General features: G+C 63.9%; 23 protein-coding genes. 20 read left to right on the top strand and 3 right to left on the bottom strand.

The window, feature by feature from the left end; genetic code table 11:
- The first annotated feature begins 50 nt into the window (after nucleotides 1-50).
- The 9 genes from motA to B3349_RS08460 all read left to right on the top strand — a co-directional run bounded on the left by motA (nucleotide 51) and on the right by B3349_RS08460 (nucleotide 9,541).
- Nucleotides 51-911: a flagellar motor stator protein MotA gene (motA, locus tag B3349_RS08500; RefSeq protein WP_291588233.1), complete on the top strand. Its 861-nt coding sequence runs from the start codon at nucleotides 51-53 to the stop codon at nucleotides 909-911.
- A gap of 32 nt (nucleotides 912-943) precedes the next feature.
- Entirely contained in the window at nucleotides 944-1,882 is a 939-nt protein-coding gene (motB, locus tag B3349_RS08495; protein WP_291588232.1) for a flagellar motor protein MotB, read from the top strand.
- A 71-nt stretch (nucleotides 1,883-1,953) separates the two neighbouring features.
- Complete coding sequence (cheY, locus tag B3349_RS08490) at nucleotides 1,954-2,340, top strand: chemotaxis response regulator CheY (protein WP_066541731.1); 387 nt, start codon at nucleotides 1,954-1,956, stop codon at nucleotides 2,338-2,340.
- A 4-nt stretch (nucleotides 2,341-2,344) separates the two neighbouring features.
- Entirely contained in the window at nucleotides 2,345-3,037 is a 693-nt protein-coding gene (locus B3349_RS08485) for a protein phosphatase CheZ (protein WP_291588231.1), read from the top strand.
- Between the two features lie 291 nt (nucleotides 3,038-3,328).
- Nucleotides 3,329-4,501 (top strand): flagellar biosynthesis protein FlhB, encoded by a 1,173-nt coding sequence (flhB, locus tag B3349_RS08480; RefSeq protein ID WP_291588230.1) that lies wholly within the window; start codon nucleotides 3,329-3,331, stop codon nucleotides 4,499-4,501.
- Entirely contained in the window at nucleotides 4,498-6,606 is a 2,109-nt protein-coding gene (gene flhA / locus B3349_RS08475) for a flagellar biosynthesis protein FlhA (protein WP_291588229.1), read from the top strand. The genes flhB and flhA overlap by 4 nt, the downstream gene beginning before the upstream one ends.
- Nucleotides 6,603-8,072: a flagellar biosynthesis GTPase FlhF gene (gene flhF, locus B3349_RS08470; protein ID WP_291588228.1), complete on the top strand. Its 1,470-nt coding sequence runs from the start codon at nucleotides 6,603-6,605 to the stop codon at nucleotides 8,070-8,072. The genes flhA and flhF overlap by 4 nt, the downstream gene beginning before the upstream one ends.
- Nucleotides 8,065-8,820 carry a hypothetical protein gene (locus B3349_RS08465; protein WP_066541724.1) on the top strand — a complete coding sequence of 252 codons (756 nt, stop codon included), beginning with the start codon at nucleotides 8,065-8,067 and terminating at the stop codon, nucleotides 8,818-8,820. The genes flhF and B3349_RS08465 overlap by 8 nt, the downstream gene beginning before the upstream one ends.
- Before the next feature lie 4 nt (nucleotides 8,821-8,824).
- Complete coding sequence (locus B3349_RS08460) at nucleotides 8,825-9,541, top strand: RNA polymerase sigma factor FliA (protein ID WP_066541721.1); 717 nt, start codon at nucleotides 8,825-8,827, stop codon at nucleotides 9,539-9,541.
- Between the two features lie 149 nt (nucleotides 9,542-9,690).
- Here the strand turns inward: B3349_RS08460 and B3349_RS08455 are convergent, their stop codons facing one another.
- The 3 genes from B3349_RS08455 to flgA all read right to left on the bottom strand — a co-directional run bounded on the left by B3349_RS08455 (nucleotide 9,691) and on the right by flgA (nucleotide 11,362).
- Nucleotides 9,691-10,071 carry a hypothetical protein gene (locus B3349_RS08455; RefSeq protein WP_066541719.1) on the bottom strand — a complete coding sequence of 127 codons (381 nt, stop codon included), beginning with the start codon at nucleotides 10,069-10,071 and terminating at the stop codon, nucleotides 9,691-9,693.
- Nucleotides 10,072-10,212: 141 nt separating this feature from the next.
- On the bottom strand, nucleotides 10,213-10,533 hold the full coding sequence (gene flgM / locus B3349_RS08450) for a flagellar biosynthesis anti-sigma factor FlgM (RefSeq protein WP_066541717.1): 321 nt from the start codon (nucleotides 10,531-10,533) through the stop codon (nucleotides 10,213-10,215).
- Between the two features lie 91 nt (nucleotides 10,534-10,624).
- Entirely contained in the window at nucleotides 10,625-11,362 is a 738-nt protein-coding gene (gene flgA / locus B3349_RS08445) for a flagellar basal body P-ring formation chaperone FlgA (RefSeq protein ID WP_291588227.1), read from the bottom strand.
- Nucleotides 11,363-11,572: 210 nt separating this feature from the next.
- On the opposite strand from flgA, the gene flgB reads away from it, so the two are divergent.
- The 11 genes from flgB (at nucleotide 11,573) to flgL (ending at nucleotide 22,300) form a co-directional block, all read left to right on the top strand.
- Entirely contained in the window at nucleotides 11,573-11,998 is a 426-nt protein-coding gene (flgB, locus tag B3349_RS08440) for a flagellar basal body rod protein FlgB (protein ID WP_291588226.1), read from the top strand.
- Between the two features lie 30 nt (nucleotides 11,999-12,028).
- Complete coding sequence (gene flgC / locus B3349_RS08435; protein ID WP_291588225.1) at nucleotides 12,029-12,433, top strand: flagellar basal body rod protein FlgC; 405 nt, start codon at nucleotides 12,029-12,031, stop codon at nucleotides 12,431-12,433.
- A 29-nt stretch (nucleotides 12,434-12,462) separates the two neighbouring features.
- On the top strand, nucleotides 12,463-13,110 hold the full coding sequence (locus B3349_RS08430) for a flagellar hook assembly protein FlgD (RefSeq protein WP_291588224.1): 648 nt from the start codon (nucleotides 12,463-12,465) through the stop codon (nucleotides 13,108-13,110).
- A 35-nt stretch (nucleotides 13,111-13,145) separates the two neighbouring features.
- Entirely contained in the window at nucleotides 13,146-14,390 is a 1,245-nt protein-coding gene (gene flgE, locus B3349_RS08425; protein ID WP_291588223.1) for a flagellar hook protein FlgE, read from the top strand.
- A gap of 33 nt (nucleotides 14,391-14,423) precedes the next feature.
- Nucleotides 14,424-15,161, top strand: a complete 738-nt coding sequence (gene flgF, locus B3349_RS08420) for a flagellar basal-body rod protein FlgF (RefSeq protein ID WP_291588222.1) — start codon at nucleotides 14,424-14,426, stop codon at nucleotides 15,159-15,161.
- A gap of 43 nt (nucleotides 15,162-15,204) precedes the next feature.
- Nucleotides 15,205-15,987, top strand: coding sequence for a flagellar basal-body rod protein FlgG (flgG, locus tag B3349_RS08415; RefSeq protein WP_291588221.1), 783 nt, complete (start codon nucleotides 15,205-15,207; stop codon nucleotides 15,985-15,987).
- Between the two features lie 126 nt (nucleotides 15,988-16,113).
- Nucleotides 16,114-16,857 (top strand): flagellar basal body L-ring protein FlgH, encoded by a 744-nt coding sequence (locus B3349_RS08410; protein WP_291588220.1) that lies wholly within the window; start codon nucleotides 16,114-16,116, stop codon nucleotides 16,855-16,857.
- Between the two features lie 21 nt (nucleotides 16,858-16,878).
- Nucleotides 16,879-18,024, top strand: coding sequence for a flagellar basal body P-ring protein FlgI (locus B3349_RS08405; RefSeq protein WP_291588219.1), 1,146 nt, complete (start codon nucleotides 16,879-16,881; stop codon nucleotides 18,022-18,024).
- The gene (gene flgJ / locus B3349_RS08400; RefSeq protein WP_291588218.1) at nucleotides 18,021-19,004 is read left to right on the top strand and encodes a flagellar assembly peptidoglycan hydrolase FlgJ; all 984 of its coding nucleotides are present in this window, start codon (nucleotides 18,021-18,023) and stop codon (nucleotides 19,002-19,004) included. Before B3349_RS08405 ends, flgJ begins: the two co-directional genes overlap by 4 nt.
- Nucleotides 19,005-19,016: 12 nt before the next feature.
- Complete coding sequence (flgK, locus tag B3349_RS08395; RefSeq protein WP_291588217.1) at nucleotides 19,017-20,999, top strand: flagellar hook-associated protein FlgK; 1,983 nt, start codon at nucleotides 19,017-19,019, stop codon at nucleotides 20,997-20,999.
- A gap of 17 nt (nucleotides 21,000-21,016) precedes the next feature.
- Nucleotides 21,017-22,300, top strand: a complete 1,284-nt coding sequence (flgL, locus tag B3349_RS08390; protein WP_283339808.1) for a flagellar hook-associated protein FlgL — start codon at nucleotides 21,017-21,019, stop codon at nucleotides 22,298-22,300.
- Nucleotides 22,301-22,312 lie beyond the last annotated feature (12 nt).

The following is a 22,312-nucleotide window of genomic DNA, read 5'->3' as shown; positions in this document are numbered from 1 at the left end:
GCCGCTTCTTCCCCCCTTAGCTCGGCCTGCTGACTGACAGAATCCTCCTCATGCTTGTCCTCATCGGTTACCTCGTGGCCTTCGGCTGCATCTTCGGCGTCTACGCTCTGCACGGTGGCAACATGTCCGTGCTGGGCAAGGCACTGCCTTTTGAAATGGCCACCATTGGTGGCGGGGCGTTTGGCGCCTTCATCGTGAGCAATCAGCCCAAGGTGCTGAAGGCCACAGCAGCTGCCATTCCGCTGGCCATCAAAGGCTCCAAGTACACCAAAGCCCGGTTCATGAGCCTGCTGGCCCTGCTGTACGACCTGCTGCAGAAGGCCCGCAAGGAAGGCCTGATGGCCATCGAGTCGGACGTGGAAGAGCCCAACGAATCGCCGTTGTTCCAGAAGTACCCTGACATCCTGGCCGACCACCATCTGGTGGAATTCATCACCGACTACCTGCGGATGATGGTCTCCGGCAATCTCAATTCGCACGAAATTGAGACGCTGATGGAGAACGAAATCGAAGCCCACCACCAGGAAACCCACCGCCCTGTTGCGGCCTTGCAACGTTTGGCTGGGGCGCTGCCCGCCTTCGGTATCGTGGCCGCGGTGCTGGGGGTGGTGAACACCATGGGCTCCGTGGGCCAGCCTCCGTCCGTGTTGGGCGGCATGATCGCGTCCGCCCTGGTGGGGACGTTCCTCGGCATCTTGCTGGCCTATGGGCTGGTGGAGCCGCTGGCCGGCGTGATCGAACAGATTTTCCAGGACGGCTCCAAGGAGCTGGAATGTGTGAAGTGCACGCTGATCGCCAGCATGCAGGGCTACAACCCGCCCACAGCCATTGAATTCGGCCGCAAGGTGCTGTTCTCGACCGAGCGTCCCGGCTTTGTGGAGCTGGAAGAGCACGTCAAGGGCCAGAAGTAAGCCTCCAGCGGTAAAGAAGAAGGCCCACGCACATGGCGACCGAAAAAAAACTCCAGCCCATCATCATCAAGCGCGTCAAGAAAGCCGCCCACGGCGCGCATGGCGGAGCCTGGAAGATTGCCTACGCTGACTTCATGACGGCCATGATGGCCTTCTTCCTGCTGATGTGGCTGCTGGGCTCCACCGCCAAAGGCGATCTGCAGGGGATTGCGGCCTATTTCAATTCGCCGCTGAAGGTCTCGATGGCCGGCGGCGATGGCTCGGGCAACAGCTCCAGCATCATTCCCGGCGGCGGCAATGACCTGGCCAAGGTGCACGGTCAGATCCGCCGCTCCGACGCGGACGAAAACAACGACCGCCGCAAGATGGACAGCACATCGCGCCAGATCCGCGCGCAGCAGGATGCCCAGCGCATCAAATCCCTGCGCGCCAAGATCGACGCCATGATCAGCAGCAATGCCACGCTGAACGAATACAAGTCGCAGATCCGCATCGATGTCACCCCTGACGGCCTCCAGATCCAGATCGTGGACGAACAGAACCGCCCCATGTTCGACATCGGCAGCGCCATCCTCAAGCCCTATATGCGCGACATCCTGCGCGAAGTGGGGACCGCCATGGGCGGGGTGGAAAACCGCATCAGCCTGGCCGGCCACACCGACTCGGCCCCCTATGGCAATGGCCAGCGGGGCTACAGCAACTGGGAGCTCTCCTCCGACCGCGCCAATGCCTCGCGCCGCGAATTGGTGTCATCCGGCATGCCTGACGACAAATTGGCCCGCGTGGTGGGCCTGGCTGCCAGTGATCTGCTGTACCCGGACCAACCGCGCGCGCCCCAGAACCGCCGCATCACCATCACCGTACTGACCCATGAGGCCGAAGAACGGCTGCTGGGCAAACATGCGGTCAAGGAACCTATTGAACCTGCCGATAAGCAGGACAATCCTGTACCGAGCGCGCCATCTTTGTGACAATTTGTCGCTTAGTATGCGCACCGGCACATCATTGATAACAGAGCTATTTCGACCGAAAGGGTCCTCACGTGGCCAATCCCCTTCGCTTTTTGATCGTTGACGACTTCTCCACCATGCGCCGTATCGTGCGCAATCTGCTCAAGGAAAGCGGCTTCACCGAAGCCGATGAGGCCGAAGATGGCGTGGTAGCCCTGCACAAGCTGCGCAACAGCAAGTTCGACTTCGTGGTGACCGACATCAACATGCCCAATATGAACGGGTTCCAGTTGCTGACCGAAATCAAGGCCGACGAGAAGCTCAAGCACCTGCCGGTGCTGATGGTGACCGCCGAAGCCCGCAAGGAAGACATCGTGGCGGCCGCCCAGGGTGGCGCTGCAGGTTACATCGTCAAGCCTTTCACCAAGGCCACGCTGGAAGAAAAAGTCAATCTGGTGCTGAAAAAGATGGGGATGTAAGCCCATGGATGAAGCGCCGAATACACCTCTCCCCGGGGGTTACGACCAGGGAGATGTGCACAACAAGCTGGGCCTGCTGACCCGGCAGTTGCACGATTCGCTGCGAGAACTCGGCTACGCCGACCGTCTCCAGGGCTCCGTGAATGCCCTGCCGGATGCCCAAAGCCGCCTGACCTACATCGCCCGCCTGACCGGCGAAGCAGCGGAAAAGGTGCTGGGCATTGTGGATACGGCCAAGGACGAACACAGCCAGATCGTGGAGCAGACGCAGAAAATGCGTGAGGCCCTGGTGGCCGATCCCGTGGCGGCCGTGGCCAAAGGCCATGTGATGAACCACCTGGAAGCCATGGACGCGGCCAACGCCCGCCTGGACAGCCGCCTGACCGAAATCATGATGGCCCAGGACTTCCATGACCTGACCGGCCAGGTGATCGCCAAGGTGGTCAAGCTGACGTCCAGCCTGGAAGAGCAGCTGGTCGAACTGCTGCTGCAGACGGCACCCGTGCACAGCGCACCGGCAGCGGCAGCGGTGCTGGCGACCGTCCCGGAGGTGGAGCCTGCTGCTGCACCGGCTGCCGAGTTCACGGCCGACGGCCACCCGGCGCTGCAAGGCCCGGTGGTGGACCCGGACAACACGCCCAACGTGGTCACCTCCCAGTCGGAAGTGGACGACCTGCTGGCCAGCCTGGGTTTCTGAGCTGCGGCGGCACTGCCGCCCGGCTTGCGCCTCCCCCGACTGGGCTCGGCCCTGCGCCACCGGTGTCCGCACCGCGAAGCACCCGTCGCGCTCACCCGGATGACGGGGTGCAGCGACGCGCAAAGCGCCCGTTAGGGGAGCCATCAGCAGGCTCATGTCTGCCGACGCTAGCAGACTCCAGCGGTTTTTCGGCGTCCGCTATCCGGGAATAACGCACCCCCGACCCCGCTTTTCACGGCATCGCCGCAGACACCGCTGCGGACAATGGCATGGACATTCCCCCATGCCGCCATGGAATCCAGCCAAGACAAAAACCTACCCGCTACCGAGCGAAAACTGCAGAAGACCCGCAAAGACGGTCAGGCTGCACGCTCCCGCGACCTCGGTCACCTGACGGTGATGGGCGTCGGCGCGCTGGCGGTCCTGGCTGGCGGCCCTTCACTGGTCGGCCACATGCACGAAGCCATGGCGCGCCAGCTGTCCTTCAACGCCAGCACCATCCTGTCGCCCCAGCTGATGGTGGAACGCCTGGTGGACATGTCCATCCTGGCTCTGACGGCCGTGCTGATTCTGGGGGTGCTGATTTCGGCCGCCTCCATCATTTCTGGCGTGCTGGCCGGTGGCTGGGTGCTCAGCTTCAAACCCATCACCCCCCAATTCAACCGCATCAACCCGCTGTCAGGCATCAAGAACCTGGTGTCCATGCAGCAGTTGGTCACGGCCGCCAAGAATGTGCTGCTGACCATCGTGCTGGCCTTCGTGGGCTGGTTCTATCTGCGCTCCGGCATTCCCGAACTGGCCACCCTGCCCCTGCAGCCCAGCCGCTCGGCGCTGTCCAAGGTGGGCGACTGGATTGCCGGCGGCATGGCCTTGATGCTGGTGGTGGTCTTCATGGTCGCCATCATCGATGTGCCGCTGCAGAACTTCCTGTTCAAGCGCCGCCTGAAGATGAGCCACCAGGAAGTCAAGCAGGAACACAAGGAATCCGAAGGCAGCCCTGAAGTCAAGGGCAAGATCCGCCAGAAACAGCGTGAAATGGCACACCGCGCTTCCGTCTCCCGCGTGCCCAAGGCCGACTTCGTGGTCACCAACCCCACCCACTACGCCGTGGCCCTGCGCTACGACGAAGCCACCATGGCCGCCCCCCAGGTGATCGCCATGGGAGCCGATCTGGTGGCACTGAAGATCCGCGAAGTGGCCAAGGCCCACGACATTCCAGTGCTCGAATCGCCCATGCTGGCCCGTGCGCTCTACGCCAACGCCGAACTCGACCAAGCCATCCCGTCCACGCTGTACACCGCCGTGGCCCAGGTGCTGGCCTATGTCTACCGTCTCAAGGCCTCGCTGCGCGGCGAAGCCCCGCCCCCGGGCGAACTGGTGCAACCGCCAGTCCCGCCTGAATTGGACCCGCACACCAAGCTGCGCACCGCCCCTGAACCCACCACGGAAAGCACCGCACCATGAGCTCCGCAATGATCAAGAACATCCAGCAGATGGCAGGCAAGCATGGCAGTGCACTGCAGGGCATGTCGGCCCCGATTCTGGTCATTGCCATCCTGGCGCTGATGGTGCTGCCCATTCCACCCTGGTTGCTGGACACCTTCTTCACGCTGAACATCGCCATTGCATTGATGGTGATGATGGTGGCGGCCTACATGATCAAGCCACTGGACTTTGCTGCCTTCCCTTCGGTGCTACTGCTGACCACCCTGATGCGCCTGTCGCTGAACGTAGCCTCCACCCGGGTGGTGCTGATGGAAGGACATACCGGCCCCGGCGCGGCGGGTGCAGTGATCGAGGCCTTCGGCCACTTCCTGATCGGTGGCAACTTTGCCGTGGGTCTGATCGTGTTCGCCATCCTGGTGGTGATTAACTTCGTGGTGATCACCAAGGGTGCAGAGCGGATTGCCGAAGTCTCGGCCCGCTTCACCCTGGACGCCATGCCCGGCAAGCAGATGGCCGTGGATGCTGACTTGAATGCCGGCCTGATCGACGAAGCCGAAGCCAAGCGCCGCCGCGCCGAAGTGGGCGAAGAAGCCAATTTCTTCGGTTCAATGGACGGTGCCTCCAAGTTTGTGCGCGGCGATGCCGTGGCCGGCATCCTGATTCTGGTGATCAACATCATTGGCGGCTTCATCATCGGCATGGCCCAGCACGGCCTGTCGGCGGGCGACGCCGCCAACAGCTACATCCTGCTGGCCGTCGGTGACGCGCTGGTGGCCCAGATTCCCGGCCTGCTGATTTCCGTGGCCTCGGCGATGGTGATCTCCCGCGTGGGCAAGGACGGCGACACCGGCAAGCAGATTGCCACCCAGATGTTTGCCTCGCCCCGTGCGCTGGGCATCACTGGCGCCATTCTGGTGCTGCTGGGCCTGATCCCCAACATGCCCCACGTCGTGTTCCTGGCCATGGGTTCAGCTTTCGGCTACGCCGCCTGGCTGGCCCACCGCAAGCAACAGCAAAAGACCGAACAGGCCGCCGGTGCCACCCAGAAGCAGGCCGCCGTGGCCGCCACCCAGCAAGACAGCGAAGCCACCTGGGACGATCTGCAGCCCGTGGACCTGCTGGGCCTGGAGCTGGGCTACCGCCTGATTGCACTGGTGGACAAGAACCGCCAGGGCGACCTGCTGACCCGCATCAAGGGTGTGCGCCGCAAGTTTGCCCAGGAAGTGGGCTTCCTGCCCCCCGCCGTGCATGTGCGCGACAACCTGGAGCTCAAGCCCAGCGCCTACCGCATCACCCTGCGCGGCGTGATGGTGGGCGAAGGCGAAGCCTTCCCCGGCATGTACTTGGCCATCAACCCGGGTGGCATCAGCACGCCGCTGATCGGAACCCCCACCACCGACCCCGCTTTCGGACTGCCGGCCCACTGGATCGATGAGCGCCAGAAGGAAGCGGCGCAAATGGCTGGTTTTACGGTCGTTGATTCGGAAACTGTGATGGCGACGCATTTGTCACACTTGATGCAAGTCCAGGCTTCCAAGCTGCTCAGCCGCACTGAGGTGCAGCAGCTGGTGGAGCATGTTGCCAAGTTGGCACCCAAGCTGATCGAAGAAGTCATTCCCAAAATGGTGTCCATCACGACGTTCCAAAAAGTGCTCCAGCTGCTGCTGGAGGACTCGGTGCACATCCGTGACATCCGCACCATCATCGAAACGCTGGCCGAGCATGCAGGCTCGACCCAGGACCCCATGGAACTGGCCCGCCGCGTGCGCATTGCGCTGTCGCCCGCCATCGTCCAACAAATTTACGGCCCGACCCGCGAACTGAACGTGATCGCCATCGAGCCCGGCCTGGAACGCCTGCTGGTTCAGGCCCTGGCCAACCCCGCAGCGCCCTCGCTGGACCCCGGCGTCGCCGACGTCCTGACCCAGCGCGCCGCCGAAGTGGCCAACCGCCAGGAAGAAATGGGCATGCCCGCCTGCCTGCTGGTTCCAGACTCCATTCGCAACACCATTGCCAAGTTGGTGCGCCGTGTCGCTCCTCGACTGCAGGTGCTCGCCCACAGCGAGATCCCCGAAACGCACACCATCCGCATTGGTCCCATTCTTAAAGGTGCATCCGCATGAACATCCAACGCTTTACCGCCCCCACCTCCCGTGAGGCCCTGGCCAAAGCGCGGGCCGTCTTTGGGGAAGGCACACTGATCCTTGCCAACCGCGCCACCTCCACCGGCGTGGAAGTCATGGCCACGTCGGAAGACGGTCTGGGCAAGCTGGACCAAGGCAACCGCACCAGCAACCGCCTGCAGGCAGCCATCCAGGCGCGCGATGCCGATGAAACCCGCCCCCCCAAGGCGCTGCAGGCCTCGGCCAAGCAGTCCGTGGCAGAAGATACCGAACAGCTGAGCATGAGCACCCTGTCCTTCCAGGACTATGTGCGCGAACGCATGCTGCGCCGCCGTGGCCCCGATGCCCAGATGGAAGAAGAAGTGCCGGCACTGCCCACTTTTGCCCGCAAGAACCGTCTGGATGCCGTGCGCGACACCGCACCGCTGCCCACCACCCCCACGGTGGTCAAGCACAACCCGCTGCGCGGCATGGCCATTGAACTGCCGGTCGAGACGCGCAAGCCCGCCCCGGCCGCCCCTGCGCTGAACACCCAGGTGATGGGTGAGCTGCAGTCTATGAAGGACCTGATTGAAGAGCGCTTCAACACCCTGTCGTGGCTGAACCAGACGCGCCAGAGCCCGCTGCACTCGAACCTGATGGTCAAGCTGATCCGCGCCGGCTACTCGCCCGCGCTGGGCCGCACCCTGCTGGAGCGCATGCCCCAGAACGCCGGCCCGGCCGAAGCCCTGAAGTGGCTGATGAACGTGCTGGAGCGCAATCTGCACACCGACGCCAAGCAGGCCTCCATCTACGAAACCGGTGGCGTTTTCGCCCTGGTGGGCTCCACCGGCGTGGGCAAGACCACCACGGCCGCCAAGCTGGCCGCCCTGGCGGCCCAGGTGCACGGTGCCCACAATGTTGGCCTGATCACGCTGGACACCTACCGTGTCGGCGGCCACGAACAGCTGCGCGCCTACGGCCGCATGCTGGGTGTGGTGGCCCACCTGGCCCATGACAAGGCCGCACTGCAGGACCTGCTGAGCCTGCTGTCCGGCAAGAAAATGGTCCTGATCGACACCACCGGTGTAGCCCCGCGCGATCCGCGCAAGGACGACATCCTGGACGTGCTGGACCTGCCGGGCGTGCAACGCCTGCTGGTAGTCAACGCCGGCAGCCAGGGCGATACGCTGGACGAATCGCTGGGCGCCTTCAAGCGCAACGGCTGCAAGCAGACCATCCTGTCCAAGGTGGACGAAGCCGTGAAGCTGGGCCCGGCCCTGGACGCCCTGGTGCGCCACCAGATGCAGCTGCGCGGCATCACCAACGGCCAGCGCGTGCCCGAAGACTTCGAGCGCGCCAACGCCCAGGAACTGATCGCCTCGTCGATGCGCGCCCACACCCGTTCGGCCTTCGACCCCTCGGCCCTGGATCTGGACTTCTTCTTTGCGGAATCGCCCCGCAGCGCCGGAGGCCTGCATGCTTGAGAGCAGCAGCCACCAAGGTTCCGGCCTGCAGTGGCAGGCCGCCGCCAACCCGCTGCGCGTGCTGAGCGTGCTGCCCGGCGGTGATCTGGCAGGTACCCAGGCCCTGTGGAGCGCCTGCACCCACCTGCAACAACAGGGCTATCCGGTCATCGTGCTGGACGGCACCGAGCAGGAAACTGCCGATGCGCCGGGCCTGCAGGATCTGCTGCAGCCCCACAGCGGCAGCGGCTTTGGCGCCCTGCCCGTGGGCACCGAAGGCGCCCACAGCGTGGCTACCCTGCCGGCCGCCCGCGGCCTGCTGCAACTGGCCCACCGTGCCCGCCAGCAAGGCTGCCGCGCCCTGGACCTGCTGCACCGCCACTTGCGCAACCATGCGCTGGTCATCATCATTGCCCCGGAACAGATCCTGAGCCCGGTGCTGCACGGCGCCAGCCAGTCCCCGCTGCTGATGGTGCCCTCCCAGGGCCGCAGCGTGCTGCGCAGCTACCGCGCGCTCAAGCACATGCTGATGCACACCGGACTGACCGCCAAGCTGGTTTCCATGTCGCCGGACACGGGTTTCGCCCGCAATCTGCAGGCCGTGGTGCAGTGCGCCATGCACCACCTGCATGTCGAGCCTCTCGTCATGCAACTGAACCCTGATAACCCCCGGCAACTGCAGCGCTGGTCGCTACAATGCTTGGAGCAAGCCGAAGCGGTGGGAATGCCGCAGCAGGCCGCCGCCCAGCCTACCGATTGGAGCCATTGACCCGATGTACACCGCCCATGGCCAGCTTGATCGTGACGCGCTGATCCGCCAGCACGCCCCGCTGGTGCGTCGTATTGCGCACCATATGATCGCCAAGCTGCCTCCGAACGTGGAACTGGACGATCTGATCCAGGTGGGCATGATCGGTCTGGCCGAAGCGTTGTCGCGCTACGAAAGTGCCCAGGGCGTGCAATTCGAGACCTTTGCCAGCCAGCGCATCCGCGGCGCCATGCTCGACGAACTGCGCGAGAGCGACTGGATGAGCCGCAGCTCGCGCAAAGGGCAGAAAGACATCGAAGTCACCATCCGCCGCCTGGAGCAGCGGCTGGGCCGCACGCCCCGCGAGTCTGAAATCGCCGAAGCCATGGACCTGCCGCTGGACGAGTACCAGAGCCTGCTGGGCAAGGTGCGCGGCACGCAGCTGTTCTACCTGGAAGACCTGTCCCCCGGACAGGACGACGACGAAGGCTATCTGGACCGCTATGTGGCCGACAGCAGCAGTGACCCCATGGCCATGCTGCGCGACCACCGGCTGCGCACCGCTCTGGTGCAAGCCATCGAAGGCCTGCCGGAGCGCGAGAAGTACGTGATGGGCATGTACTACGAGCACGACATGAATCTCAAGGAGATTGCCGCCGTGCTGGAAGTCACCGAGTCCCGCGTCTGCCAGCTGCACAGCCAGGCCATTGCCCGACTGCGCACCAAGATGCGCCCCCACTGAACACCTTTGCCTTGGGGTGAACTTGCTGGCCGCATGCGGCATAGCTACCCCCCACAAAAAGCATTCCAGCCGCTGAACAGGCTGGAAATACTCCTCACAAAAAAAGCCAGCGCATGCGCTGGCTTTTTTGTTTTGAGGTGCTGAAAGCGTCAGCCGCTGATGTGATAGAGCTTGGAAACCGCCGCCCGTCCGCCTTGCGGTGCGGCCGTCGATGCCATCTCCCCATAGGTGTGGCCATCGCGCTGCTGCGGCACCAGGACCTGGGCCTGCTGTGCCGTGATGGCACCCATGCGCACCAGGTGTTCGCGCTGCAGGGCCAGGGTCTGGGAGATCACCTGCATGCGCTGGCGCAATGCCGGGGTGAACTGCTCTGGCGTGAAATTCTGCGCCAGCCCGGAAAAAGCCACCATACAGCTGCGCAAGCGCTCACTCACCACATCGGGAGCCGGCACACCTTCCTGGCCGGTCAACGAGGCGGCCATCAGCTGGACCTGGCTTTCCACGTGGTTCAAGGCTTCTTCAAGTTGCATAGCGCGATATTCCGTCCGTCAGAAAATGAGTGCATTGTGCGGCACCGGGCCAGAAATGCCAAAGCCCGCCGATGCAGGTCTGCCGAAGGTCGGAAGGCAGAACATGCAAGAGCGGGCCGCAGCCGCCGGTGGGCGAAGATCTCAGCGGGAGACAGGGCGCAGGAAGTCGCTGGCATCACCCAGCAGCTTGTCTGCCACGGCGCCGGCATTCACCGAGAACGTGCCGTTGGCAATGGCTTCACGCATGGCGCGCACCTTGGCGACATCAATGTCGCCTTGGTTTTTGGCATTCACATCGAGTGAACGCGCCGAATCCGACACCGTCACCGGCACGCCGGCCGCGGCGGTCTGGGTGGTGCGCTGCAGGGCTTCACCGGCCGTACCGGCCTTTTTGTCTGCCGCGGCTTGAATCTGTGTTTGTTGCAGCTGTGCCAGCCGCTCTGCGTTTTGTCCGACCTTCATATGTGCTCCAGTGCCCGCTTGCGGGCTTGATATCCAGTCTATCGGCGGGGCGCCGGAAAACTTGAGTGTTTCTTTTCGAAACGGCGTCCGCCTACTGGTTGACGACGACTTCCCCTCTCGCATTGACCGTACCGGAGACAATCCGGCCATTATCCATGCGAACGCGTACGGCCTGCCCCTGCCCTCCGGCAGAAAGTGCCTGGCCAGACGAAGTCACCTGAAATCCTGTGCCGCCAGCCACCACTTTGACCGGCGATCCAGCTTTGAACAGCTGCGGCGCGCGGACCATGCCTTGGCGCAGGGTCTGCCCCGAACTCAGGGACCGGGCGGCGCTCTGCCCGACCCAGTCGTCCGGCAAGGCGATCACGGCGGCCGTTTCGGCCGCCCAGTCCACTTCGGACTGCATGGCGTCCTGAGCACCCAAAACATCGCCCAGGGCGACATTGTTGGTCAGCACCCAGGCAGGGCCCCAGGCCTTGACCGTGACAGGCATGAACACATTCCACAGGCGACTGCCTTCCAGGCAGCGGATACCGATGCGGGTGCGCCCCCACAGCTTGGAGCCATTGGGCAGATAAGGCTCCATGCGGGCGCACGGCGCCAGATTCAGGCGAGGATCCAGTCTTCCCAGCTCCACCTCCAGGCGCAAAGGCATTTCCTGCGGCGAAGCACTGCCTTGCGCCAGCGCGTTGTTCAGCCATTGCTGGCTGACCTGCTCCAGACTCTGAGCCTGCACTGACACCGCTGCCAGCGCGCACGCTGCCGCCAGCACACCCTGCTTGCGGCAGAAAGTGGCGACAGAGAAGGCAACACAGCGGGCAAAAGACATCAGGAGCAGGCTTTCATATAGCAGACAGCCCCGAACCCTTTCGAGGCGATGTCAGCAATGTAGAGCCAGATGCCTGCGCGCAAACCCGGGAACTGCAGGCCCAAGCCCCAGTTCTTCGCGCTTTAGAAAAACCACCCGATTTCCATAATCAGCCCACTTCCTGCGTCCTGTCGATGCATGGATGCCATCTATTGCAAGCGAGAGGAACACATGCTCGACAAAATGACCGGCGGATTGAATTTCCACAGCAACGCACTGGTGCTGCGCGCCGAGCGTCAGCGCATGCTCTCCAGCAATATCGCCAATGCCGACACGCCGGGCTACGTGGCCCGCGACTTCGACTTTGGCAAGACCCTGCGTGAGGCCACCGAACCGCCCACCGCCCAGATGCAGCAGCAGCGCGCCGGCAGCGTCAGCCACGCCCAGCACATTCCGCTGCCTGCCGCCAAGACCGGGCATAACCAGGATTCCACGCTGGGCTACTCCATCGCCTCCCAGCCCAGCATGGACAACAACACCGTGGACCTGGACCGCGAACGCGCCAACTTCGTGGACAACTCCGTGCGCTACGAAGCCACGCTGCGTTTCCTGAACGGTTCGTCCAAGACCATGCTCAGCGCCATCACCGGCCAGTAATTCACGCACCGCCAGGAATAGGAACCCACCATGTCCATGTTCTCCATCTTCAGCGTCTCGGGCAGCGCCATCAGCGCCCAGTCGCAACGCCTCAACGTCGTGGCCTCCAACCTGGCCAACGTGGATGCCGTCGCCGGCCCCAACGGCGATGTCTACAAGGCCCGCGAAGTGGTCTTCCAGACCGCCCCCATGGGCAAGGACGGCTCGGCCGGCGTCAAGGTGGTGGGCGTGGAGGAAGACAACACCCCCGGCCGCCGCATACACAACCCCGAACACCCGCTGGCCGATGAACAGGGCTATGTGACCCACTCCAACGTCAATGCTGTGGACGAGATGGTCAACATGATTTCCGCTTCCCGTTCCTACCAGAACAACGTGGAAGTGATGAACACCGCCAAGACGCTGCTGCTCAAGACGCTGCAGCTGGGCCAGTAACCGCCCGCAGCACCAGAAAGTAGGACCCCATGATCAACGGCGTCAGCTCCAACAGCTCTTCTTCCTCTTCCAGCAGCTCCGGCGCGACCTCCGCGCAGGAAATGCAGGACAAGTTCCTGACCCTGCTGGTGGCCCAGCTGAAAAACCAGGACCCCACCAATCCCATGGACAACGCCCAGCTGACCTCGCAAATGGCGCAGATCAGCACGGTGAGCGGCATCGAAAAGCTCAACGACACCGTCTCCAGCGTGACCAGCCAGTTCAACCAGATGCAGATGCTGCAAGGCAGCAGCCTGATCGGCCACACCGTGCTGACCGAGGGCAATGGCCTGGCGGTGACCGAAGAAGGCCAGGCCACGGCCGCCTTCGAGCTGGACAGCAAGGCGGCGAACGTGACCGTGACCATCACCAACGCCTCGGGCGAGCTGGTGGATACGGTCGAGATGACCGGCCTGGATGCCGGCCGCAACTACTTCACCTGGGACGGCAGCAAATACACCGGCGACAAGTCGCAGCTGCAATACAGCGTGAAGGCCTCTAACGCGGAAAGCACCGTCAAGGTCACGCCACTGACCGCCAGCAACGTCGTCGCCGCCACGGTGAGCAACGGCAAGCTGATGCTGGAGCTGGGCAGCGGTGCCACCGTCGACTACAGCGGCGTCAAGTCGGTCTTCTAAGACCGGAAATCACATCTCTTCGAGGAGCACACACCATGGGTTTTTATCACGGCCTCTCCGGCCTGAACGCCTCCAGCAAGAACCTGGACGTCATTGGCCACAACATCGCCAACAGCAACACCACGGGCTTCAAGTCCTCGCGTGCCGAATTCAATGAAATGGTGGCCAGCGCCATGGGCGCCGCCAGCGGCAGCAACGCCGGCATCGGTGTGAGCGTGTCCGCCGTGTCGCAGCAATTCAGTCAGGGTGTGATCGTTCCGACGAACAACGGCCTGGACATGGCCATCAATGGCGACGGCTTCTTCGTGGTCAACACCTCCAGCGGCATGGCCTACACGCGCTCCGGCAACTTCCAGTTGACCAAGAGCGGCGAATTGCAGACCGTCAACGGCGACAAGGTGATGGGCTACACCGTGGACCCCATCACCGGCCTGCGCAACAGCGTGGCCTTGACCGAACTGACCTTCCCCACCGGCGCGCCCATCCCCGCCAAGCAAACCACCAGCGTGACGGGCATCCTGAACCTGGATGCACGCGCCAACCTGGCCGCGGGCGACGCCACGGCCACCCCTCCCATCGAACCCACGCCGCGTGCCACCTACGGCACCTCGCTGCAGGTCTTCGACAGCCTGGGCGTGGCCCATCCTGCATCGGTGTACTTCGAGAAGACCGGCCCCAACAGCTGGGAGGTCTATGACAGCCTGACGGCCACCGACCCCATCGGCACGCTGACCTTCAACACCGACGGCACCCTGGCCAGCGCCACGCCGGCACCGCCCGCAGCGGCCACCGACCCGTTCGAGCTGACCATCACCCCCACCACGGGTGCCGCCAGCCCCTTCGCGGTGAAGATGGACCTGACCAAGGCCACCCAGTTCGGCAGCGCCTGGTCCGTGGCCAAGCTGACGCAGGACGGCTATGCCTCCGGCGAACTGACCAGCGTCAATGTCTCCAAGGATGGCACGCTGATGGCGTCCTACTCCAATGGTGTCACCCGCGCCGAAGCCCAGATCGCCCTGGCCAAATTCACCAACTCCCAGGGTCTGATCCCCGACGGCAACAACAACTGGCTCGCCTCCAATGATTCCGGCCCCGCCGTCTATGGATCGGCAGGCAGCGGCAGTTTTGGCGACATCCAGGGCAACGCGCTGGAAGAGTCCAACGTCGACCTGACCGCCGAGCTGGTGAACATGATGACCGCGCAGCGCGCCTACCAGGCCAATGCGCAGACCATCAAGACCCAGGACCAGATCTTCTCGACCCTGGTCAACCTGCGCTAAGCGCAACCCGACACGCGCAATTAGGAGTTTGCAATGGACCGCATCATCTACACCACCATGACCGGTGCCAACGCCGCTGCCCAGCGGCAGGCGGTGCTGTCCAACAACCTGGCCAACGCCTCGACCACGGGCTTCCGCTCGGAAATGACCACATTCCGTTCGGTCCCCGTCCAAGGCCAGGGCTCCTCCACCCGCGTGTTTGCGCTGGACGCCACGTCCGGCCACCTGCAAACCCCCGGGCCCGCCATGACCACCGGCAAGAACACCGACCTCATGGCCCGTGGCAATGCCTGGTTTGCCGTGCAGGGCATGGACGGCATGGAGGCCTACACCCGCAACGGCGCACTGGAAGTGACCGAACAGGGCCAGTTGGTCACCGCCACCGGCCTGCCGGTGCTGTCCGACGGCGGCACGCCCATCGACATTCCCCAGAATGCCAAGCTCAATTTCGGGGCCGATGGCACCGTGGTGGCCACGCTGCCCAACCAGCCGCCCATGAGCATCGGCCGCCTCAAGATGGTCACGCCCACCGCCGAGCAAACCATCAAGCGCAGCGATGACGGCCTGTTCCGCGGCGTGGACGGCGACCTGCCCAACGACGGCAACGCCCGCCTGGTGGCCGGCACCCTGGAAGGCTCCAACGTGAACGCCGTCGAACAGATGGTGGGCATGATCGCCGCCTCGCGCCAGTTCGAGCAGCAGATCAAGATGCTGCAGACGGCCGAGAGCAATGACAAGACGGCCAGCCAGCTGCTGAGCATGAACGGCTGATCCGCGCGCAGCCCACACACCGAATACGGAAGGAACCCTTGCCATGATGAATTCCCTGTGGATTGCCAAGACCGGCATGCAGGCCCAGCAGACCAACATGGACGTGGTCTCGCACAATTTGTCCAACGTCTCGACCACCGGCTACAAGCGCCAGAGCGCCGTGTTCGAAGACCTGATCTACCAGAACATGCGCCAGGTCGGCTCCCAGGCCGACGAGCAAAACACGCTGCCCACCGGTATGCACCTGGGCCTGGGTGTGCGCACCGTGGCCACCACCCGCAACTTCACCCAGGGCACACCGCTGGAATCCGGCAAGGACCTGGATGTGGCCATCAGCGGCGATGGTTTCTTCCAGATCCAGATGCCCGACGGCACCACGGCCTATACCCGTGACGGCACCTTCAGCAAGAACGGCACCGGCCAGCTCGTCACCGCCGGCGGCTACCCGCTGCTGGACGGCATCACGGTGCCGGCCAACGCCACCCGCCTGAGCATCAGCAAGACCGGTCTGGTGGAAGTCACGGTGTCCGGCAGCGCCACGCCCCAGCAGATCGGCCAGTTGAACACCGCATCGTTCATCAATCCCGCCGGCCTGGAGCCTCTGGGTGAGAACCTGTTCCGTGAAACCCCGGCCTCGGGCACGCCGCAGGCGGGCACACCCGGCTCCAACAATCTGGGCACGGTGATGCAGGGCTTTCTGGAATCGTCCAATGTGAACGTGGTGGAAGAACTGGTGGCCATGATCCAGACCCAGCGCGCCTATGAAATGAATTCCAAGGCCATCTCCACCAGTGACCAGATGCTGGCCAAGCTCTCGCAGCTCTGATTTTCAAGCTCTCTTATTAAGTGAGCCGCTTCAGCGCATCCAGCAAGGTTTTCAGGTGAAGTCCACCTTGAAAACCTTGTGGTGCTTGCTCAAGCCACTCCTGATTTTGCGAATGGAATACCTGCCATGACCACGCCCTCCCGTTTTTCGCTGCTGTCGCACCGCCCGACCCCTGGCCGCCCGCCCCTGCGCACCAGCATCTGGATCGGTGCCACCCTGGTCCTGAGCGGCTGCGCCTTCAACGATCCACCGCCAGTGGAAATGGGTCTGCCCACCCAGCCGCTGACTGCGGCGGCCATCACCGCGCCAGCCCCGTCTGCGGCCACGACCGGCAGCCTGTTCCAGAGCAACCGCTACCGCCCGCCGTTTGAAAACCGCAAAGCCCGCCTGGTGGGCGATATCGTGACCATTGCCATCACGGAAAAGGTCACGGCCAGCCAGAAGCAGTCGTCCAGCGTCAACCGCAGCAACGAGATGACCTCCAGTGTCAGCGCCATTCCGTTCATGAAGCCCGGCGCCAGCATTCTGGGCAAGCTGGGCGCCGGCATGGAAAGCGACAACAAGTTCTCCGGCGCCGGCGGCACCGAAAGCGCCAACGCCTTCACCGGCTCCATTACCACCACCGTCATCGATGTGCTGCCCAACGGCCACCTGATCGTGGCGGGCGAGAAACAGATTGGCGTGAACCACAACGTCGATGTGCTGCGCTTCACCGGCACCGTGGACCCCTACATGCTGCAGCCCAACAGCGTGATTGCGTCCACCCAGGTAGCCAATGTGCGCGTGGAATCGCGCAGCCGCGGCCAGCAGGGATCAGCCCAGTCAATTGGCTGGTTGTCCTCGTTCTTTTTGAACTTTATGCCGTTCTGATCGTCTCCAGAATCGGGCAGTATGAAAGTACTGTCCACACTTCCCAAGTTCCGCACAGCTCACGGCATTTTCCTGCTCGCTGCCCTGTGCGGCAGCATGCTGGCACCGCCCGCGCAGGCCGTGCGCATCAAGGAAGTGGCTGCCGTGCAAGGCGTACGCAGCAACCAGTTGACCGGTTATGGTCTGGTGGTCGGCCTGGATGGCACGGGCGACCAGACCACGCAGATGCCCTACACCACGCAGACGCTGGCGAACTATCTGCAGCAAATGGGCATCACGCTGCCTGCGACTGCCAACATGAACAGTCTGCAGCTCAAGAACGTGGCGGCCGTGATCGTCACCGCCGAGCTCCCTCCCTTCTCCCAGCCTGGTCAGCAGATTGACGTGGTGGTGTCCTCCATGGGCAATGCCAAGTCGCTCAAGGGCGGCACGCTGATCGTCACCCCGCTGCGCGGTGCCGACGGCGAAATCTACGCGCTGGCCCAGGGCAATATGGTGGTGGGCGGTGCCGGGGCCTCCCAGGCCGGCTCCAAGGTCCAGATCAACCACCTGAGCGCCGGCCGCATTCCGCTGGGCGGCCAGGTGGAACGCGCCATTCCGACGCCGCTCAACGAAGGCAGCACCATCCGCCTGGGCTTGAACGCCTCCGATTTCCAGATGGCCAGCCAAGTGGTGAAGGCCATCAACAACCGCCATGGCGCGGGCACCGCGACGGCACTGGACGGCCGCACCGTGGAAGTGCGTGCCCCTGAATTCTCCGGCGCCCGGGTCAGCTTCATTGCCGACATCGAAGAACTGACGCTGCAAAACAGCAAGCCGGCCGCCAAAGTGGTCATCAACGCCCGTACCGGCTCCATCGTGATGAACCAGGCCGTGACCTTGGGCCCCTGCGCCATTGCCCACGGCAACCTGGCCATCACCATCAATTCCACCCCCGTCATCAGCCAGCCCGGCCCGTTCTCGCAGGGCCAGACGGTGGTGGCTGAGAAGGCCTCCATCCAGGTCTCGCAAGAGCCGGGCAAGGTCATCAACATGCCCGCCTCGCCCCAGCTGGCCGACGTGGTGCGTTCCCTCAATGCCCTGGGGGCCACTCCCCAGGATCTGCTGGCCATCCTGCAGGCCATCAAGTCCGCCGGCGCACTGAACGCCGAACTGGAGGTGATATGAGCTCCCTCTCTTTCAACGCCCAAAACGCGCTGGTCAGCGACGTACAGTCCCTCAACTCGCTCAAGACCCAGTCGAACGACCCCAAGGCCGCACGCGAAGCGGCCAAGCAGCTCGAATCGCTGTTCATGCGCGAGATGATCAAGAGCATGCGCGACGCGACCATGAAGTCGGGCCTGCTGGACAACTCGGCCACCAGCCTGGCCAACGACATGTACGACCAGCAGATGTCGGTCGCCATGTCCGGCATGCCCCGCGGCCTGAGCGATGCCATCACGGCCCAGATCTCGCGCTCCATCGGCAAGGACAACCTCGCCGCCGCCAATGTGACCGGAGAGATGGCCAGCCTGCTGGGCGATGACAACGCCCTGGCGCAGCGCAACTTCAGCATGACGTCCACCCTCAGCTTTGCCAGCCAAAGCCGGGCCGCCACCAGTCTGAGCGGCAGCAGCTGGAACAAGGGCAGCACCCCGGCGGTGGACGCCTATGCGCCGCCCCCCAAGGGACGCGACAGCTTTGTCCAGGCGCACCTGCCCTCCGCGCAGCGCGTGGCCCAGGAAAGCGGCATTCCCGCGAGCTTCATGGTGGGCCAGGCCGGCCACGAGACCGGCTGGGGCAAGAGCGCCATCCGCAACGCCGATGGCAGCAACTCCTTCAACCTGTTCGGCATCAAGGCCGGCAAGGGCTGGAGCGGCAAGGTGGCCGAAGTCACCACCACCGAATACATCGACGGTGTGCCCCGCAAGGTCAAGGCCAAGTTCCGCGCCTACGACTCGTATGAAGACTCGTTCCGCGACTACGCCCGCCTGATCACCGAGAACCCGCGCTACGAACAGGCCCAGAACGTGGCCAGCGCCGGCTCTGCCAATGCCTATGCCAAGGCCCTGCAGCAAGCGGGCTACGCCACCGATCCCCAATACGCCAACAAGCTGACCCGCGCCATCGAAAGTGCCGTGGCCGTGCAGCGCAGCAACCAAGCTTAAGGAAGCGCCAACATGAGCTTACTGAATGTCGGAGTCTCGGCCCTGACGGCCAACCAGGCTGCCCTGCAGACCATCGGCCACAACATTGCCAACGTCAACACGCCGGGCTATTCGCGCCAGACCGTGGCGCTGCAGACCGTCGCCGGCCAGAACCGGGGCAACGGCTACATCGGCAACGGGGTCTCCGTCGCCACGGTGATGCGCAACTACAGCGAGCTGCTGAACAAGCAATCCAACGCGGCCAACGCCGCCAGCGCCGCCGATGCCGCACGCTCCCAGTCGCTGACGCAGATGCAGGACGTTTACGCCGGCGGTGACGCAGGCCTGGGCGCAGCCATCACCAACATGATGAATGCGTTCGCCGACCTGGAAACCTCGCCGACCGACTCCACGGCACGCAATGTGGTGCTCACCCGCATGTCCGAGCTGGCATCGCGCTTTCGCGCTTCGTCCACGGCGCTGGAAGAGCAGGACTACGTCACCAAGCAGCAGATCGGCAACGATGTGATCGTGGTCAACAGCCTGGCCACCCAGGTCGCCACGCTCAACACCCAGATCAGCCGCGCCCTGGCCGCCGGCCACAGCCCCAACGACCTGCTGGACCAGCGCGACCAGGTGGTCCGCGAGATCAACCAGTACGTCAAGACCACCCAGGTGGCGGCCGATGACGGCAGCATCAACCTGTTTGTGGGTGGCAGCCAGGCCCTGGTGCTGGGTGCCAGCGCCGCCCAGTTGAGCGTCAGCGAATCCACCGACTACCCCGGCAGCGGCAAGCTGTCGCTGTACTTCAGCCAGCCCAGTGGCGAGAAGGTGGAACTGACGGCGGGCATGGTGGCGGGCGGCGAGATTGCAGGCCTGCTCAAGTTCAACAACGAAGACCTGGTCGAAGGCCGCAATCTGATGGGGCGCCTGGCGCTGTCCATCGGGACCGAGCTGAACAAGCAGAACCAGCTGGGTCTGACGCTCAGCGGCGTGCCCGGCACCGAATTGTTTGCCCTGCCCACCAGCATGCCGGGCTACAGCAACATCCCTGGCTATGACCTGGGGACGCCCTCGGCCTCGGTCGCGTTCACCGACACCCATGCCCTGGTGGCCTCGGACTACAAGATCATTTTCGGTGCCAGCCACCCGACCGACACCAAGATTGTGCGGCTGTCGGACGGCAAGACCCGCGCGCTGAACGACCCTGCACTGGGCTATGCCGCCGGCCCCACGGCCGGGTCGTCCACTTTCACCGTCGACGGACTGACCTTCTCGCTGGATGCCGACGCCAATGCGGGCGCACAAGGCCAGAGCATTCTGTTCAAGCCCTTCAGCTCCGCCGCCAGCGACATCAAGGCCCTGGTCTACACGCCCGAGGATCTGGCCGTTTCCAACCCCGTGTCGGCGGCCATCAGCCAGGACAACCAGGGCACCTTGCAGCTGCTGCAGCTCAAGTCCACGGGCACGGGTGTGCCCCCCATCGGCACCCCGGTGGCCATCACCTTCACGGTCGATCCCGGCACGGGCGCCATCACCTACGACTACCCCGGCAACCTGTCGGGCCCTCAGCCCTACCAGTCGGGCAAGCCCATCAACATCGACGGTTGGCAGATCACGCTGAACGGCACCCCCAAGACCGGCGACACCGTGCAGGTGAGCAATGCCCTGGAACCTGCACTGGGCGACGCCTGGAAGCGCAACTCCGGCAATGCCACGGCCTTCCTGGATCTGCGCGATGCCAAGATTTTCGACAACGGCACCACGCTGACCGACGGCTTCTCCTCTGCCATGGCCGTGGTCGGCACCCGCACCCAAAGTGCCCAGTACGCCGCCGAGCTGTCGGCCAATGTGGCTGCCAGCCTGGAAAACGAACGCACCGCGGTCTCCGGCGTGAACCAGGACGAGGAAGCGGCACGCCTGCTGCAATTCCAGCAGGCCTACCAGGCGTCGGCCAAGGTGATCCAGATCGCCCAAAGCCTTTTTGACAGCGTGCTCAACGCTGTCAACCACTGATTCTGTAGGAGCTTTCCATGGCGAACGTCAACCGTTACAGCACGGCCACCATGTACGCGAACACCGTGAACATGTTGAGCAAGCAGCAAAAAGAGCTGGCCGACCAGATCGAGCATGTCTCGGCCAAGAAAAAAGTCCTGCGCGCCAGCGACGACCCCGTCGGCGCCGCCCAGGCCGAACGTGCCCGCACCCGCCTGTCGCGCCTGGACACCGACCAGCGCGCGCTGGATGCGCAGACGGCCACCATCACCTACGGCGAATCGACCCTGGGTGAAATGGTGGACGCACTGCAGTCCTTCCGCGACCTGACGGTGCAGGCCGGCAACGGCAGCTTCACCCAGACCGAGCGCGATGCGCTGGTGCAGCAGATGGAAAGCCTGCGCAACCAGATCCTGGGCTACGCCAACCGCAAGGACAGCAACGGCCTGCCCTTGTTCCGTGGCCTGGACAGCCAGGAGCAGGTCATCTCCGGCAAGTACCAGTACGACGGCCAGGCCGGCCAGCAGTCGAGCAGCGACTACGGCATCGCCAGCACCCTGGACGGCGCCCTGGCCTTCATGAGCGGCTCCACCGGCAACGGCGTGCTGGCCGTGGAACTGGGCGTCGAAGTGACCCCGGCCACCACCCCGCCCACCTACACCCCCAACACCGGCAAGGCCTGGAGCAATGTCGGCACCATCAAGGACCCTTCGGCCGCAGCCGCCTTTGTGGGCCCGCAGACCATCCAGTTCACGGTCGATGCCAGCGGCACCACCACCTACAGCGTGGTCGACAGCGCGGGCAACCCGGTCAATGACACGGCAGGCAACCCCATGACCAACCTGGCCTACAAGTCGGGCGACGCCATCCGCGTGGGCGGCATGGACCTGACCATCACCGGCGTGCCGGCCAACGGCGACGGCTTCACCGTCAAGCAAAGCGAACGCACCGACCTGTTCTCGGTGCTGGACAGTGCCATTGCCGCCTCCCGCAACAGTGGCAAGATGGATGGCACCACCGCCTTCGGCGAACTGGCCCATGGCCTGGCCAAGGTGCAAGCCGAGATCGACACCGCCATGAACCGTGTCTCGACGGTCCGCAGCTATGCTGGCGATCTGATGCAACAGTCCGACCGCATCGGCAAGACCCTGCTGGCGCGCAACGAGCAGATGGAAGGCCAGCGCGCCGCCGCCGAAGACATGAACGATTCGGAATACATTGCAGCGCTGTCCCTGCTGCAGAACCAGCAGCTGACGGTATCAGCCGCCATGCAGTCCTACGCTTCCATCCAGAAGCTGTCGCTGTTCAATTTCATCAACTGATCGAGCGGGCTT

The organism is Comamonas sp. UBA7528 (genome assembly GCF_002479375.1).
Taxonomy (GTDB): Bacteria; Pseudomonadota; Gammaproteobacteria; order Burkholderiales; family Burkholderiaceae_C; genus Comamonas.
The sequence above is the reverse complement of the archived record's forward strand: the minus strand, read 5'-3'. Positions and strand labels throughout refer to the sequence as shown.